Raw genomic sequence first — 16,216 nt, 5'->3', positions numbered from 1 at the left:
CACGGTCAAACGGAACGCAGCGAACGCACCTCTAGCTCAATTGGCAGAGCAACTGACTCTTAATCAGTGGGTTCTGGGTTCAAGTCCCAGGGGGTGCACCAGCAAGGCCCCGGTCCGAACGGACCGGGGCCTTCGTCGTTCCCGGGGCTGGCGGCGGCTGCGGGGCGACACGCCCGACGTGTTCACGAAGGTCGGATCCGGCAGGTCCGTCGCGGGCGCTCCCGTCCCGCTCAGCCCGTCGGTACGTCGACGACGCGTTCTGCCCCGACGAGCGGCTCCAGCACCCCGCCCGACATGCTCGCGAGGTCGGCCCGGAGCGCCCCGATCAGCTCCTGCGGCACCCAGAGCTCGAACGTCGCGACGGACCCGTACCCGGTGTCACCGAGCTCCGCGTCGTGGTGCCGTACCCAGTCGCGGAGCACGTTGTCGATCCGTCCGGCCTCGGCGTGCGGAACGTCGACCCCGATGCGGGTGAGCGCTCGACGCTGCACGAGGACGGCCCGGTCGAGGGTCTCGGAGACCGACGTCGAGTACGCGCGGACGAGTCCGCCGGCGCCGAGCTTCACGCCGCCGAAGTGCCGCGTCACCACGGCGACGACGTCCGTGAGCCCGCGACGACGGAGCACCTCGAGCATGGGCACCCCGGCCGTGCCGCTCGGTTCTCCGTCGTCGGAGGACCGTGCTTGGTCGCCGAGGACCCCGGTGACCATCGCGGTGCAGTTGTGGCGGGCGTCCCAGAAGCGCTTCCGGACCCCGGCGATCACCCGGTCGGCGTCCGCGACGTCGGCGACGGGTGCCACGGTCGTGATGAACCGGGACTTCGTGATCACGATCTCGTGCTCCACCGGCGCCGCGATCGTCGACGGGTACACGGTGCTCACAGCGTCCGAGGCTACCGGTGCCGGGTCGTGCGTCCTCGCCGTCGGATCGACGCGATCGAACGGCGCGTGTAGGGTCGGGGGCACCAGCTGCAGGAGATGCGGCGCCCGAGCGCGGGACTCGGCCGCGTTGGGGGCGGCCGAGCACCGCCGGGCCCCGTCCGCAGGCTCGCCCGGGCCAGGCCAGCGCATCGTGGCGTCCTAGGATCGTCGTGTGACCGTCTTCGCCGCGCTCGTCCTCTTCGTCGGTGCCGTCTTCAACGTCGTCGCCTGGCCGCGCTTCTTCCAGCGGGTCGCGAAGGACCCCCGTGCGCGCGACGCCGCCGGGCGGCCGACCACGTTCTGGCGCGTGCACTTCGTCCTGGTCGTGATCGCGCTCGTGATCGCCGTCGCGTCCGTGGTCGCGGGGATCCTCCTGCTCGTCTGACGGCGCGGCCGCTGCGCGAGGCGGGCGGAGCGGCCGCTGCGCGAGGCGGGCGGAGCGGCCGCTGTGCGACGACAGGCCCGCTGTCGCACGACAGCGGGCCTGTCGTACGAGAGCGGGACCGGCGTCGTACGACGCGACCGTCGTCGTACGACACGGCCGCTGTCGCACGACAGCGGGCCCGTCGTTCCGCAACGATCTCACCGAACCGCGGGACCGTCGCACGCCTCCGGAGCACCAGACACCGCGGGAGCGTGTGCGTCCGGCCTGACCGTCGTCGCCGGGCTGCGGGCCGGAACCCGAATCCGTCCCGGAGCCCGGCGACGCCGGGGTTCAGGTGGAGCGGCCGGCCACGGTCGACGTCGACCTCGGTGTCGCGTGCGCACCGGGCAGCTGCTCGGGGTGTCGGACGCATTCCACCAGGAGCGGACCCGCGCGGACGACATCCGGCACCGGCGTGTCGCGATGTCCGAGGGTCGGGATGCGGGACGCGGGAGGCTGGGTCAGGTCGGGGGAGGGGAGCGTCAGTCCCCGAGGGGTGGCCCGAGCACGCGGCGCAGGGCGTGGTCGGCGATCGACTCGTCCGAGGTGTCGAGCAGGACCCGGTAGGTGTCGTCGTCGGTGACGAACTCGAGGCAGACCGCGTCGAAGTCGCACGGCTCGATGCGCCACCCCCGGACCGAGGTCATCGGGACGGTGGTCCTGACGGGGCGTTCGAAGCTCGTCTCGGCGGTGACCCGGTCGTCGAAGACGCGCACACGGCCGAAGACGCCGCGCCAGGTCAGCTGGAGGTCCAGGGAGGGGACGAGCGACGGGTCCGGCACCCACCGATGCTACCGGTGGGTGCCGGACCCGTCACGTTCGTCCAGGCGGGCCGGCGCGGCCCGCGGACAGTCACTTCGCGGAGTCGTCCGTCCCGTCACGACGGACCTGGTTCGCCGGGTCACGCCCGGTCACGGGGTAGGGCCCGGTGACGCCCTCGCGGAGCGCGGCGATGCGGAGGATCCGGTCGCGCTGCAGGAACCAGCCGACGACGAGGAGCGGGATGATGATGACGAGGGACGCGATCGTGAACGTCCCGACCGGCCAGTCGATCGCCATGAGCACCACGACCGAGGCGAGGAACGCCAGGGTCAACCACGCGGTCACGGGTGCGCCCGGCAGCCTGAAGGTCGGCTCCTTCGCGAGGCCCTGCTTGGCCCAGCTCCGCAGCTTCATCTGGCAGAGGATGATCGTGCCCCACGCCGTGATGATGCCGAGGCTGGCGACGTTCAGCGCGATCTCGAACGCCTGCGACGGAACGAAGTAGTTGAGCACGACACCGACGACCGTGAACCCCGCGGTGAGCAGGATGCCGGCGTACGGGACGCCGCCGCGGGACATCTTCGTGGTCCACTTCGGCGCGGACCCGTTCATGCCCATGGAGTGCAGGGCGCGGCCGGTCGAGTACAGCCCGGCGTTCAGCGACGACAGCGCCGCGGTGAGCACCACGAAGTTCATGATCGACCCGACGACCTGCCCGACCTGCGGGTTCCCGATGGACGAGAAGAAGGTCACGAACGGGCTCTCGCCCTCCTTGTACGACGTGTACGGCAGGAGGAGCGACAGCAGGACGACCGAGCCGACGTAGAAGACCGCGATGCGGAAGACGACGGAGTTGATCGCGCGGGGGATGACCTTCTCGGTGTCCTGCGTCTCGCCGGAGGCGGTGCCGACGAGCTCGATCGCGGCGTACGCGAACACGACGCCCTGGATCACGAGCACCGCGGGCAGCAGGCCGTTCGGGAACACCCCGCCGTTGTTCTGCAGGATCGAGAAGCCGGTCTGCACCGCCTGGCCGCCGGTCTCGACCGGGAACGCGAAGATGAGCCAGACCAGCGCGACGACGAGGAACGCGACGAGCGCAGCGACCTTGATGAGCGCGAACCAGAACTCGAGCTCGCCGAACACCTTCACCGCGACCAGGTTGGCGGCGAGCACCACCACGAGGGCGATGAGCGCCATGAGCCACTGCGGCGCCGAGGTGAACGGCTTCCAGTACTGCATGTAGAGCGCGACCGCGGTGGTGTCCACGATCGAGGTCATCGCCCAGTTGAGGAAGTACATCCAGCCGGCCGCGTACGCGAACTTCTCGCCGTAGAACTCCCGCGCGTACGAGATGAACGACCCCGACGAGGGGCGGTGCAGCACGAGCTCGCCGAGGGCGCGGAGGATGAAGAAGGCGAAGACGCCGGCGACGAGGTAGGTGATCGCGAGTGCGGGACCCGCGGAGTTGAGCCGGCCGCCGGCCCCGAGGAAGAGCCCGGTACCGATCGCTCCACCGATCGCGATCATCTGCAACTGCCGGGGCTTCAGACCGTGCTGGTAACCCTCCTGCTCGTGCGAGAAGTCGTTCGCGGGAGCGCGACGGGTCCCCGTGTCGTTCTGCGCTGTCATGCGCGACACGCTACAGGGGTCCGCGACCGCCGGTGGCACACGACCCCGCCCGGCTGGACCGGGGACACCGTCGTCTTGGTTGCATGGAGGGCATGGACATCCTCCTCCGACTCCTCGTCGCGATCGGGTTCGCCCTGCTCGTCACGGCCGTCTCGGCGCTCGTCACCCACCTGGTGTTCCGGTCGCTCGCACGCCGGGAACGCTGGGCCGCCGTCCTCTCCCGCCGCACGAAGCACCCGTTCCGCACGGTGCTGCTCGTCGCGCTCCTGTGGACGGCGTTCGCGACCAGCATCCCGGACACGAGGGCCTACCCGTGGCGGGACGACGTCTCGCACGTGTTCCTCATCGCGGTGATCGGCACCGGCTGCTGGTTGGCGTGCGAGGTGGCGATCTTCCTCGAGAGCCTCGGCCTGCACCGGTACCGGACCGACGTCCCGGACAACCGCGTGGCGCGGCGCATCAAGACCCAGGTCCTGGTCCTGCGCCGACTCACCGTCGCGGTGCTCGTGATCATCGCCGTCGGGGCGATCCTGCTGACCTTCCCCGGGGTCGAGGCCGCCGGGGCCAGCGTCCTGGCGAGCGCCGGCCTCATCTCCGTCATCGCCGGCCTGGCGGCGCAGTCGACCCTCGGCAACGTCTTCGCGGGCATGCAGCTCGCGTTCTCCGGGTCGATCCGGGTCGACGACGTCGTCGTGGTGGAGCAGCAGTGGGGACGCATCGAGGAGATCACCCTCACCTACGTCGTCGTGCACCTCTGGGACGACCGCCGCTTCGTGCTGCCCTCGACCTACTTCACGAGCACACCGTTCGAGAACTGGACCCGGACGAACAGCGAACTGCTCGGCGCCGTCGAGTTCGACCTCGACTGGCGGGTCCGGCCGGGCGACATGCGGGTCGAGCTCGAGCGGATCCTCGAGCGCACCGAGCTCTGGGACCGCCGGGTGCAGGTGCTCCAGGTCACCGACGCGGTGCAGGGGTTCGTGCACGTCCGCGTGCTCGTCACGGCGCACGACGCGCCGTCGCTGTTCGACCTGCGTTGCTACGTCCGCGAGGAACTCGTCGCCTGGATCCAGCGCACCCACCCCGACGCCCAGCCCGTGCAGCGGGTGCTCATGGTCGAGGACGTCGCGTCCCCGCGCCACCCCGGTGCGTCGACGGCGGCGTCGTCCGCCCTCTTCGGCGGCGAGCACGACGACCGCGCCGCCATGTTCACCGGTCCGATCCGCACTTCCGACGTCCGCCCGTCCGACGTGCCGTAGACACGCCCCTGGACGGACGGGAGGCACGTGGCGGACCCGCCACGTGCCTCCCGTCCGTCTGCCGGTCGCGTCCGCGACCTACGGCTGCCGCGCCTTCACGGCGCGGTCGTCCTCGACGACCGTGCCGATCGCGACGATCGTCGTCGCGAGCCACGCCACCCAGGTGAGCGCGAGGCGCCAGTCGCGCGGGCCCTGCCGGGTGGTCTGGAGCACGCTGTAGCCGCTGATGATCGAGCTCCACACGGCACCGCTGAACATGAACTTCCGCACGGGTTCCTCCTCTTGGTCGTCCCGTCCACGCTACCGGCCGCTACATTGGAGCGCCGCCGGTCACCCTGCGCCGGCGCGCTCGTGAGGAGTCAGTGTGCGTCAGGCCGTCATCGGCGGAGTCCTGCTCGTGGTCGGCGCGGTCTGCGTCGCCCTCGGGCTCCTGCCCCTGTCCGACCTCGCCGAGCTCGCCGACCGGGTGGTCCCGGTGCTCGGGTTCGTCCTCGGGCTGACCATCGTCGCCGAGCTCGCCGCGGACGCCGGGGTCTTCGACCGCCTCGCCGACCTCGCCGCCCGCGTCGGCGGCGGCCGGACCATCGGACTCTGGGCAGCGGTCGTCGTGCTCGCCGTCGTCTGCACGGTGTTCCTGTCGATCGACACCACCGCGGTCCTCCTGACCCCGATCGTCATCACGCTCGCGCGCCGCGTGGGACTGCCGCCGATGCCGTTCGCGCTGACCACCGTGTGGCTCGCGAACACCGCGTCGCTGCTGCTGCCGGTGTCGAACCTCACGAACCTGCTCGCGGTCGACCGGATCGGACTCGACGGGCCGATCCCGTTCGCCGGTCTCATGCTGTGGGCGGCGCTCGCCGGGGTCGTCATCCCGTGCGCGGTGCTCCTCGTCGTCTTCCGCGGGAAGCTGTTCGGGCGCTACACACCCGTGTCGGTCCGGCGCGCGTCGGACCCGGTGTTCTTCTGGTCCGCCTCCGCCGTGCTCGTCGCGCTCGTCGTCGCGCTGACGGCCGGTGTCACGGTGTGGATCGCCGCGGTCGTCGCCGCGGTGCTGCTCGTCGTCGTGGCCGCCTTCCGCGCGCCGTCGGAACTGCGGATCTCGCGCGTGCCGTGGTCGACGCTCATCTTCGCCGCCGGGCTCTTCGTGGTCGTCGAGACCCTGCACACCACGGGGCTCACCGACCCGATCGTCGACGCGCTGCCCGGGGGCACCGGCACCGGATCGCTCCTGGCCCTCGGCGGCGCCGGGGCGGTCGCGGCGAACGCGATCGACAACCTGCCCGCCTACCTGGTGCTCGAGCCGGCGGCGGGGCACGAGGCACTGCGCTACGCGGCGCTGCTCGTCGGCGTGAACGCCGGCTGCCTCATCACCCCGTGGGCCTCGCTCGCGACGCTGCTGTGGCACGCGCGGCTCGCCTCCGAAGGCGTGCACCTGTCGTGGGGGCGGTACATGGCACTCGGGTGCGTCGTGGCACCGCTCACGGTCGTGGCCGGGGTGCTCGCGCTGCGGATCTGACGACGTTCTGAATGTTGCACATCACGGTGTGCGACGTTCCAGACGACGGACGCTACGGTCGGCGCGTGATCCTTCCGCGACGTCTCACCTCCGCCGTCCTCGCGCTGCCCGTCCTGCTCGCTCCGCTCTCGCTGTCGACCGGCGCGGTGGGTGAGCCGTCCACCGACTTCACGATCGCATCCGACCGGCCCGGTCACGTCTACGGACCGTCGGAAGCGGCCGTGATCCGGGTCGACACCCCGACCGACGCAGTGGGGTGGGCGCTCTTCGACAGTGCTGCTCGCCGCATCGCCGAAGGCACCGTCCCCACCGTTGCCGGGACGGCCACGATCGAGCTGCCCCCTCGATCGAACGGCCGGTACCGGCTTGCTGTCGACGTCGGCGCCGCGACCCGGTCCACCGGGATCGCCTGGGTCCCCGCGACCTCGACCGACCCGGCCTTCGGGCTCGCCGGCCACTGGGTCGACAACGGCTCCGACCCGAACTGGCACCATCGGACCACGGAGGCTGTGCATCGGATCGGTGTCGGGACGATCCGTACGGACGTCCAGTGGCCCGCGGTCGAACGACAACGTGGACGGTACGACTTCTCCGAGATCGACCGCAGGATCGCAGCACTCGAGCCGAACGTCTCGTCCATCATCGTGCCGCTGGACTACGGCCACGAGTTCTACACCGTGACGAGGAACTCCCCGCCGGTGACCGACGCGGCGCGCGCAGCGTTCGCCGGGTACGCCGCGGCGACCGTCGAGCACCTTGAAGCGCGCTTCCCGGACCTCGACTTCGCCTTCGAGGTCTACAACGAATGGCCGCGGAACATCCCCGACAGCGCGGCACAGTACGTCGCGCTGCTCGACGCCGTGGCAGACCGGGTCGACGAGGCGCCGCACCGTTCGCCACTCGTCGGCGGTGTCCAGACCCTCAACAGCAGCGGCGAGCACGACTGGTGGTCGCGATTCCTCCGTCTCGGCGGTGCCGACCGGGTCCAGGTGGTCTCAGCGCACCCGTACACCAACCAAGCCCACGACCCCGGGGCTCCGGACATCTGTTCTCCGCTCTCGCCGGAGACGTGCACCGAAGCCTCGCTGCAGTGGCTCCGCAACGAGATCGACCGGTACGCGGGATCGGAGAAGCCGTTGTGGGTGACCGAGAACGGGTGGTGGTCCGCGCAAGGACAGGGAGGCTCCGTTGCGGCCGGACTGCAGGCGGCCTACCTGGTGCGCGGATGGGTCGCCGCTGCGCGTGTCGGTGTGTCCAGGTACGTGGTCTACGAAGCGCTCGATGACGTCCCTGCTGCCTCCTTCGACCGGCAGGCGCACTTCGGAGTGTTCGGGAACCGTACGACGGACTGGGGTGCGCAGAACGCGGCGGTTGCGTACGCGACGCTGATCCGACAGCTGAGCGGACTCGAGTTCGTGGCGGATCGGTCGTCCGGTCGTCTGCGGGTCGCAGAGTTCTCGGACGGTGAACGAACGGTTCGCGTCCTCTGGTCCGTCGACAACACACCGGTGACGGAGACGCTGCCGCTGCGCGGACAAGCAGCACGCACCGACATGTTCGGTCGGGAACGGACCGTCTCGCCGACCAACGGCACGTACAGCACGTCGGTCGACTCGTGGCCGGTCTTCCTCGCCGAGGACCGCTAGAGCCAGTCCTTGCTCTTGAAGACCCGGTAGAGCACGAGGGACGTCGCGACGATCAGGCCGAGCGACAGGAACAGCCCACTCCACTGGCTCATGCCGGGGAACTTCACGTTCTGCCCGAAGAACCCGGTGATCGCCGTCGGGATCGCGATGATCGCCGCCCACCCCGTCACCTTCTTCATGACGACGTTCTGGTGGTTCGACGCGATGCCGAGGTTCGTGTCGAGCACGCTGCCGACCGCGTCGCGGAGCTGCTCGACCGAGTCGGCGATCGTCACGAGGTGGTCCTGCACGTCGCGGAAGTACGGTCGGATGCCGTCCACCACGAGCTCCGCGTCCCCGTGCAGGACCGACGTGACGCTGTCCCGCGTCGGCACCACGAGGCGCCGCAGCACCCCGAGCTGCTTCCGGAGGACGAACGAACGCCGCTGGATCTGCCGTTCGCTGCTGCTGCCGTGCTCGAAGAGGTCGTCCTCGAGCGCGCTGACGGCCTGGTCGAGGTCCTCCACGACGTCCGAGGCGTGGTCGACGACGGTGTCGAGCAGCGCCCACATGAGCCAGGGGACGCCGTGGTCGGCGATGTCGGCGCTCGCGTCGAGCCGGTGCTCGACGTCGCTGAGGTCCACGTCGGCTCCGTGGATGGTGATGAGTGCGCGCTTCGTGACGAAGGCCTTCACCTCGTGGCTGACGAGCTCGCCGGTGTCGGTCCGGCCGGTGACGTCGTAGACGACGAGGAAGAGGCTCTCCCGGTACCGGTCGAGCTTCGGTCGCTGGCCGCGCTCGAGTGCGTCCTCCACCGCGAGCGCGTGCACGCCGAGCTCCTCCTCGACGTCGGCGAGCTCGTCCGGACGCGGGTCCGTGTGGTCCACCCACACGAACGTGTCGGGCTCGGCGACCAGGTCGGAGACCCGCTCGACGGGGAAGTCGCGTTCCGCGGCGGCGCCGTTGCGCCACGCCCTCGTCATGACCATCACGCCAGCGTACTGAGACGGCCGGCCTGGTTCCCCAGGCCGGCCGTCGTGCGGGACGTGCTGTCAGCGTCAGTAGGCGGAGACGAGCTTGCCGTCCTCGACCTTCAGGTAGACGTCGACGTCGAACGAGTCCTCGCTCTTCTGGGCGTCGCCGAAGTAGTCACGGTACGAGTACGCGACCGTGCCGTCCTTCGTGCTCCGGACCTCGACGTAGCCGCTCCCGGAGGTCTCGACCGAGAGCTCCGGCGCCGCTTCCACCGTGTACTGCACGGCACCGTCGGCGTCGTACGGGCCGTACCAGGGGCAGCCGTCCGAGTAGCCGATGTCGGTCTTCGTGGCGCACTCGTCGATGAGGTCCGAGACGTACTGCTCGGCGTCGGTCTCGAGCGCCTTGGTCGCCTTCGGTTCGAACGACACGTACGGTGCCGCGGCGGCGCCGACCTTCACGGTCTTCGTCCCGCCCGTGAAGTAGTCGGTCCCGCCGACCGCCACCTGGTAGCTGCCGGGGTAGGCGAGCGACTCGAACACGCCGTTCTCGATCGTGCCGACCTTCTTCCCCGCGACGGTGACGGGCGCGCCCTCGAGCACGTCGCTCGCGGCGATGGACACCCGGTCGGCGAGCGGCTTCGTGACGCGCCACTCGTCCTTCACGAGGAACGAGGTGCCGGTGCGCTCGAGCGTGATCTCGCCCGTGCGGTCTGACCCGCCCTGCTGGTACCGGACGGTGGCGTACGCCGAGTCGCCGGAGGTCGAGACCCGTCCGATGCGCACGTCGGTCGGCCGGTCCTCGGCGCTCTTCAGCACGGCACCGTCGAGCATCGACGCGTTCGACGGTGCCTCGGTCAGGGCCGCGGCTGACGCACCGTCGCCCCGCGCGATCGCGTCGACGTAGTCGCGTGCGGTCGCCCCGGGACCCCAGACGTTCGCGCGCAGGACCCCTGTCGTGACCGCACCGGCGACGACCACCACGACCACGACGCCGGCTGCGACGAGCGAACGGACGAGGACCTTCCGGGCCTTCGGGGACATCGGGGCGGGTACCTGCCCGCCGACGAACGGCTGCGGTCCGCCCGCCGGGGCGCCCACGAACGGCTGCTGACCGCCGGCGGGGACACCCGTGAACGCCTGCTGGCCGGCGACCGCCGGCGTGCCGACGGGCGCCTCGACCCCGGGGGCCTGCGCCCACGCGCCGGCGGCCGACTGCGCGGCGGCGGGCTGCCCGGTGACCGGCTGCCCGGGGGACGGCTGGTCGCCGACCGCGGGCGCGGCGCCGACGGGCGACGTCCACGCGACGGCCGGCTGCGGGTCGGTGCCCACGGCCTTCGCGGTGCGCAGCAGCACGCCGCCGCCGAGACGGGGGAGGATCACCGGGGCGACGAACCGCGCCACGACCTCGATGGCGGCACCCCAGAGCAGGAACACCACCGGCGTCCAGGCCGTGATCCCGACCGATCCGGTCCCGCCGAGGGTGCTCACGCCGGTGACCCGGTACGAGACGACCAGCGTCCCGAGCACGAGCAGCACGACGCCGCCGAGGAGCCACACCACGGGCGTCACGACCCAGTCGAGGGTGCTGCGGACCCGGTCGTTGCGACGGACGGCGAGCGCGAGGCCGGCGACGAACGCCGACACGAGCACGAGGAGCACGACGAGCCACGTCCAGCCGCCCGCGCCGCCGAAGACGCTCGCGGTGCTGCTCGCCGAGCCGAGCCCGGACGTGCCGATGCCGCCGAGGAAGCCGAGCGCGGTCAGCAGGACGCCGGCGTTGCCGATGAAGACCGGGAGCGCCGCGCTCCACGACGGCTGCGCGACGAGCGCGACGACGGCGACCACGACGGACACCACCACGACGAGCACGACGAGCTGGGAGGCGGCGACCCGGACCGTGCCGAGGACCCGGCCGACGAGGACGTTGCCGCGCACGAGCAGCGCGGGCCGGGCGAGCAGCGCGGTGAGGGCGCCGACCAGGAAGGACCCGAGCACGCTGCCGAGGCCGACGCCGTGCACGGGCTCGATCGACACGCCGTCCACGGCCGGGAACCGGATCGCGAGGACGAGCCCGGTGAGGGTCGTCAGCGCGACGAGCACGAGGCCGCTGACGACGCTCGTCACGAGGAGCTGGGGGAGCGCCACGACCCGCGAGCGGATGCGGCGGGTGAGCAGCACCGCGAGCACGACCTGGGCCGCGAGCACGACCGCGGGGACGACCCCGACGGAGCCGGAGCCCGATCCGAGCAGGCCGATCGACCCGGAGCCGTGCAGGCGTCCGAGGTCCGCGAGCACCACGAGCTGCGCGGGCGCGCCGAGGAGGACGCTGACGCCGGACAACAGCGACTGCACGTCCGGCACGCCCGAGCCGCCGAGGCTGCCCGACGACCCGAGGTCGGCGGAACCGGAGCCGGCTCCGCCCGAGCCGGCCGCGGCGACCGCCACGGTGAGCAGGAGCGCGATCGCGGCGACGACGTAGGCGGCGACCCAGCCGCCGACCGCACCGAGCACGGCGGCGAGCCAGTCGCGACCGGGCACGCTGCGCAGGAGGCGGTCGAAGCCGTCCGAGGGCGCGGCGGGCGCGGACGGCGCGGGCTGACGGGGCCCCTGGTCCTGCGGGGGCTGCGGCGGGACGGGCGGGTGCTCGCTCACGAGAGGCGGATCCTTTCCGACCGGGAGGCCGGCGCCACCCCTGTGGGCACCTCGTGTCCCCCCGACACGAGGGTGCATCATATCCAACCTGCCGAGGTCCCGTGAATCCGCTGACGTCCCGCTGGTAACTTCGGCACCGTCCACGTGCACCACGACCCGCGTGCACCACCCCGGGCGAACGGAGACACCACCACCCCATGGCTGCAGACCGAACCGACCGCACCCGCTACGCCTTCGTCGTCGCGTCGAACCGCCTCCCGGTGGACCGCGTCGTCGACGAGGACGGCAACGAGGGCTGGCGGCACTCGCCGGGTGGCCTCGTCACCGCGCTCGAACCCGTGATGCGGGCGAACGACGGCGCCTGGGTCGGCTGGGTCGGGCAGCCCGAGGTCGAGGTCCCCCCGTTCGACAACGACGGCATCCACATCGTCCCGGTACCGCTCAGCACCGCGGACGTCGAGGAGTACTACGAGGGCTTCAGCAACGACACCCTCTGGCCGCTCTACCACGACGTCATCGAGCACCCGAGCTACCACCGCGACTGGTGGAACGCCTACAAGCGCGTGAACCAGCGCTTCGCCGACCAGATCGCCGACATCGTCGAGCAGGACGGCGTCGTCTGGGTGCAGGACTACCAGCTCCAGCTCGTGCCCGCGCTCCTCCGCGAGCTGCGACCCGACCTCACGATCGGCTTCTTCAACCACATCCCGTTCCCGCCGGTCGGCATCTACGCCCAGCTGCCGTGGCGCGCGCAGATCCTCGACGGCCTGCTCGGCGCCGACGTCATCGGCTTCCAGCGCCACGACGACGCGAGCGACTTCCTCCGGGCGGTCCGGCACATCAAGGGCTACACGACCAAGGGCTCCACGATCGACGTCCCCGTCGACGACCCGGCCGCCCCGCGCAGCCGCAAGGGCATCACCGTGCGGCACGTCGAGGCCCGGCACTTCCCGATCTCGATCGACGCCGCCGGCTTCGAGGAGATCGCGCACCGGCCCGAGGTCCAGGAGCGCGCCCGCGAGATCCGCGCGAGCCTCGGCAACCCGAAGACCGTGCTCCTCGGCGTCGACCGGCTGGACTACACGAAGGGCATCCGCCACCGCATCAAGGCCTTCGGCGAACTCGTCGAGGACGGCCGGGTCGCGGTCGAGGACGCCACGCTCATCCAGGTCGCGAGCCCCAGCCGCGAGCGCGTCGACACGTACGCCGCGCTCCGAGACGAGATCGAACTGACGGTCGGCCGCATCAACGGCGACCTCGGCGTGATCGGGCACCAGCCGATCGCCTACCTGCACCACGGCTACCCGCGCGAGGAGATGGTGGCGCTCTACCTCGCCGCCGACGTGATGCTCGTGACGGCCCTGCGTGACGGCATGAACCTCGTCGCCAAGGAGTACATCGCGACGCGCTTCGACAACGACGGCGTGCTCATCCTCTCCGAGTTCACCGGCGCCGCCGACGAGCTGAAGCAGGCGGTGATCGTCAACCCGCACGACATCGGCGCGCTGAAGGACTCGATCCAGCGCGCGATCGAGATGCCCCGGCGTGAGCGCTCCACGCGCATGCGCGCGCTCCGCAAGCGGGTCCGCGAGAACGACGTGGCGCGCTGGTCGCGATCCTTCCTCGAAGCGCTCGACCGCCATGCGCCCAAGGGGTCGCGCATCGACCCGGACGCGACTGCGGACGCGCACCGTGAGGCGGAGGACGACGGCATGTCGATCTTCGACGAAGGCGCACAGACCGCGCGTGCGGCCGAGGACACCCGGGAGGCCCGTGGTGCCTGAGACCGTCACCGACCCGTCCGCCCTGTCGTCGGCCCTCGAGACGCTCGCGGCTGCGCCGCGACTGCTCGTCGCCCTCGACTTCGACGGCACCCTCGCGCCGTTCGCCGACGACCCCGCGCAGGTCGGGGCGCTGCCCGGCTCCTGGGCCGCGGTCCTCACGTTGCAGCGCGCCCGCGACACCGAGGTCGTGCTCGTGTCCGGCCGCCCGCTCGACGGTCTCGCCCGGGTGACCCAGGCGCCGGACGGCATGGCGCTGGTCGGGTCCCACGGGGTCGAGTGGCGGGTCGACGGCCACGACGAGGACGCCCTGACCGACGACGAGTCCGCACGCGTGCAGCGCCTCGGGGCCGCCCTCGACGAGGTCGTCTCGCGGTACCCGGGCGTCCGGATCGAGCACAAGCCCGCCGGCCTCGGCATCCACACCCGCGGCGTCGACGCCGAGACCGCCGCGGCCGCGGACGCCGAGGCGAGCCGGGTCGCGCACGAGGTCGACGACGCCGTCCTCGAGCGCGGCGGCAAGGACATCCTCGAGTTCGCCGTCCGGCACGTCACCAAGGGCGACGCGATCGACCGGCTGCGCGAGCTGCGCGGCGCGGACGCGGTGTTCTTCGCGGGCGACGACGTCACGGACGAGGACGGCTTCCGCGTGCTCCGCGAGGGCGACGTCGGGGTCAAGGTGGGCCAGGGCGACACGCTCGCCGGGTACCGGGTGACCGACCCGGCGGCGCTCACCGAGGTGCTCAAGCAGCTCGCCCGGGCGCGCGCGACGCGCTGACCGCCGCGACCGGCCTGACCACGCGACCGGCCTGACCACGCGACCGGCCTGACCACGCGACCGGCCTGACGGACGCGCCCCGAGCCTCCAGACCGCCGCTCGCGCGTGCCCGCCCGGCCCCAGCCGCTGCACCGGACACCATGCGGACGCATGTTGTTGCTCGGCTGGTATCCCAACTGCGCCTAGACTCACCCCATGCCTGACATCGACGTGAAGCCGCGCAGCCGGGTCGTCACCGACGGGATCGAAGCCACCACCTCGCGTGGGATGCTCCGGGCCGTCGGCATGGGCGACGAGGACTGGGAGAAGCCGCAGATCGGGATCGCGTCCTCCTGGAACGAGATCACCCCCTGCAACCTGTCCCTCGACCGCCTCGCGCAGGGGGCCAAGGAGGGCGTCCACTCCGGCGGCGGCTACCCGCTGCAGTTCGGCACCGTCTCCGTCTCGGACGGCATCTCGATGGGCCACGAGGGCATGCACTTCTCCCTCGTCTCGCGCGAGGTCATCGCGGACAGCGTCGAGACCGTCGTGATGGCCGAGCGCCTCGACGGCACCGTGCTGCTCGCCGGCTGCGACAAGTCGCTCCCGGGGATGCTCATGGCAGCCGCGCGCCTCGACCTCGCGAGCGTCTTCCTCTACGCGGGCTCGGTCATGCCCGGGTACGTGAAGCAGGCCGACGGCTCCTTCAAGGAGGTCACGATCATCGACTCCTTCGAGGGGGTCGGCGCGTGCAAGGCCGGCAAGATCACCGAGGCCGAGCTCAAGGAGATCGAGTGCGCCATCGTCCCGGGCGAGGGCGCCTGCGGTGGCATGTACACGGCGAACACGATGGCCTCGGTCGCGGAGGCCCTCGGCATGTCGCTGCCCGGCTCGGCCGCGCCGCCGTCGGCCGACCGTCGCCGTGACTACTACGCGCACCGTTCGGGCGAGGCCGTCGTGAACATGCTCCGCAAGGGCATCACGGCGCGCCAGATCCTGACCAAGGAGGCCTTCGAGAACGCGATCGCCGTCGCGATGGCACTCGGAGGCTCGACCAACGTCGTGCTGCACCTCCTCGCCATCGCGCACGAGGCCGAGGTCGACCTCACCCTCGACGACTTCAACCGCATCGGCTCGAAGGTGCCGCACATCGCGGACATGAAGCCGTTCGGTCAGTACGTGATGAACGATGTCGACAAGAACGGCGGCATCCCCGTCGTCATGAAGGCCCTCCTCGACGCCGGGCTGCTGCACGGCGACGTCATGACCGTCACGGGCAAGACCATGGCCGAGAACCTCGCGGAGATCGACCCGCCGGCCGTCGACGGCAAGGTCTTCCGCCCGCTCGACCAGCCGATCCACGCCACCGGCGGACTGACGATCCTCAAGGGCTCGTTCGCCCCCGAGGGTGCCGTCGTGAAGACGGCCGGGTTCGACGCCGCGGTCTTCGAGGGCCCCGCACGCGTGTTCGACCGCGAACGCGCCGCGATGGACGCCCTCGACGAGGGTCGGATCCAGAAGGGCGACGTCGTCGTCATCCGGTACGAGGGCCCGAAGGGCGGTCCGGGCATGCGCGAGATGCTCGCGATCACGGCGGCCATCAAGGGCGCGGGCCTCGGCAAGGATGTACTACTGTTGACGGACGGACGATTCTCAGGCGGCACAACCGGCCTGTGCATCGGCCACATCGCACCGGAAGCGGTGGACGCAGGTCCAGTCGCATTCGTGCGCGATGGCGACCGCATCCGTGTCGACATCGCGGCTCGCTCGCTCGACCTACTGGTCGACGACGCCGAGCTGGAGGCCCGCCGAGCAGGCTGGGCCCCGCTGCCCCCGCGTTACACCCGCGGAGTCCTCGCGAAGTTCGCGAAGCTCGTCCAGTCCGCCGCCAAGGGCGCGGTCACGGGCTAG

At 71.4% G+C, this 16,216-nt stretch carries 13 protein-coding genes and 1 tRNA gene; 8 read left to right on the top strand and 6 right to left on the bottom strand.

Annotated elements, in window-relative coordinates:
- Positions 1–25: 25 nt before the first annotated feature.
- Positions 26–101, top strand: a tRNA-Lys gene (locus MON03_RS10470).
- 129 nt (positions 102–230) lie between these two features.
- Here the strand turns inward: MON03_RS10470 and MON03_RS10465 are convergent.
- Complete coding sequence (locus tag MON03_RS10465; RefSeq protein WP_242088297.1) at positions 231–881, bottom strand: IMPACT family protein; 651 nt, start codon at positions 879–881, stop codon at positions 231–233.
- Between the two features lie 211 nt (positions 882–1,092).
- Here MON03_RS10465 and MON03_RS10460 point away from each other — a divergent pair, with 211 nt between their 5' ends.
- The gene (locus MON03_RS10460) at positions 1,093–1,305 is read left to right on the top strand and encodes an SCO4848 family membrane protein (protein ID WP_022904221.1); all 213 of its coding nucleotides are present in this window, start codon (positions 1,093–1,095) and stop codon (positions 1,303–1,305) included.
- A gap of 521 nt (positions 1,306–1,826) precedes the next feature.
- On the opposite strand, the gene MON03_RS10455 is transcribed toward MON03_RS10460, so the two are convergent.
- Positions 1,827–2,126, bottom strand: coding sequence for a hypothetical protein (locus MON03_RS10455; protein WP_242088296.1), 300 nt, complete (start codon positions 2,124–2,126; stop codon positions 1,827–1,829).
- Positions 2,127–2,196: 70 nt separating this feature from the next.
- Entirely contained in the window at positions 2,197–3,738 is a 1,542-nt protein-coding gene (locus tag MON03_RS10450; RefSeq protein ID WP_022904224.1) for an amino acid permease, read from the bottom strand.
- A 92-nt stretch (positions 3,739–3,830) separates the two neighbouring features.
- Here MON03_RS10450 and MON03_RS10445 point away from each other — a divergent pair, with 92 nt between their 5' ends.
- On the top strand, positions 3,831–4,997 hold the full coding sequence (locus tag MON03_RS10445) for a mechanosensitive ion channel family protein (protein WP_242088294.1): 1,167 nt from the start codon (positions 3,831–3,833) through the stop codon (positions 4,995–4,997).
- Positions 4,998–5,075: 78 nt separating this feature from the next.
- On the opposite strand, the gene MON03_RS10440 is transcribed toward MON03_RS10445, so the two are convergent.
- Complete coding sequence (locus MON03_RS10440; protein WP_022904226.1) at positions 5,076–5,267, bottom strand: hypothetical protein; 192 nt, start codon at positions 5,265–5,267, stop codon at positions 5,076–5,078.
- 94 nt (positions 5,268–5,361) lie between these two features.
- On the opposite strand from MON03_RS10440, the gene MON03_RS10435 reads away from it, so the two are divergent.
- Together MON03_RS10435 and MON03_RS10430 are read left to right on the top strand one after the other, a co-directional pair.
- Positions 5,362–6,513 carry an SLC13 family permease gene (locus MON03_RS10435; protein ID WP_022904227.1) on the top strand — a complete coding sequence of 384 codons (1,152 nt, stop codon included), beginning with the start codon at positions 5,362–5,364 and terminating at the stop codon, positions 6,511–6,513.
- A gap of 65 nt (positions 6,514–6,578) precedes the next feature.
- The gene (locus MON03_RS10430; protein WP_242088292.1) at positions 6,579–8,159 is read left to right on the top strand and encodes a glycoside hydrolase family 17 protein; all 1,581 of its coding nucleotides are present in this window, start codon (positions 6,579–6,581) and stop codon (positions 8,157–8,159) included.
- Here MON03_RS10430 and MON03_RS10425 read toward each other — a convergent pair.
- Together MON03_RS10425 and MON03_RS10420 are read right to left on the bottom strand one after the other, a co-directional pair.
- On the bottom strand, positions 8,156–9,127 hold the full coding sequence (locus tag MON03_RS10425; protein WP_242088291.1) for a magnesium transporter CorA family protein: 972 nt from the start codon (positions 9,125–9,127) through the stop codon (positions 8,156–8,158). The genes MON03_RS10430 and MON03_RS10425 overlap by 4 nt on opposite strands.
- 69 nt (positions 9,128–9,196) lie before the next feature.
- A complete protein-coding gene (locus MON03_RS10420; RefSeq protein WP_242088290.1) occupies positions 9,197–11,767 on the bottom strand; it encodes a hypothetical protein in 2,571 nt (856 codons plus the stop codon).
- Positions 11,768–11,964: 197 nt separating this feature from the next.
- Here MON03_RS10420 and otsA point away from each other — a divergent pair, with 197 nt between their 5' ends.
- From otsA to ilvD, 3 genes are all read left to right on the top strand, one after another.
- Positions 11,965–13,551 (top strand): alpha,alpha-trehalose-phosphate synthase (UDP-forming), encoded by a 1,587-nt coding sequence (gene otsA, locus MON03_RS10415; protein WP_022902426.1) that lies wholly within the window; start codon positions 11,965–11,967, stop codon positions 13,549–13,551.
- Entirely contained in the window at positions 13,544–14,326 is a 783-nt protein-coding gene (gene otsB, locus MON03_RS10410) for a trehalose-phosphatase (protein ID WP_229728069.1), read from the top strand. Before otsA ends, otsB begins: the two co-directional genes overlap by 8 nt.
- Positions 14,327–14,521: 195 nt before the next feature.
- Entirely contained in the window at positions 14,522–16,216 is a 1,695-nt protein-coding gene (ilvD, locus tag MON03_RS10405) for a dihydroxy-acid dehydratase (RefSeq protein WP_242088289.1), read from the top strand.

Origin of the sequence: Curtobacterium sp. DN_7.5 (assembly GCF_022655355.1) — a bacterium.
Lineage (GTDB): Bacteria > Actinomycetota > Actinomycetes > Actinomycetales > Microbacteriaceae > Curtobacterium > Curtobacterium luteum.
Note: the sequence above shows the minus strand (reverse complement) of the source record. Positions and strands in the feature narration are given on the sequence as shown.

What these genes read in the sequence shown, in the direction of transcription:
- MON03_RS10425 (WP_242088291.1), bottom strand. Translation starts at nt 9,127, where the DNA reads ATGGTCATGACGAGGGCGTGGCGCAACGGCGCCGCCGCGGAACGCGAC.
- ilvD (WP_242088289.1), top strand. Translation starts at nt 14,522, where the DNA reads ATGCCTGACATCGACGTGAAGCCGCGCAGCCGGGTCGTCACCGACGGG.
- MON03_RS10450 (WP_022904224.1), bottom strand. Translation starts at nt 3,738, where the DNA reads ATGACAGCGCAGAACGACACGGGGACCCGTCGCGCTCCCGCGAACGAC.
- otsA (WP_022902426.1), top strand. Translation starts at nt 11,965, where the DNA reads ATGGCTGCAGACCGAACCGACCGCACCCGCTACGCCTTCGTCGTCGCG.
- MON03_RS10445 (WP_242088294.1), top strand. Translation starts at nt 3,831, where the DNA reads ATGGACATCCTCCTCCGACTCCTCGTCGCGATCGGGTTCGCCCTGCTC.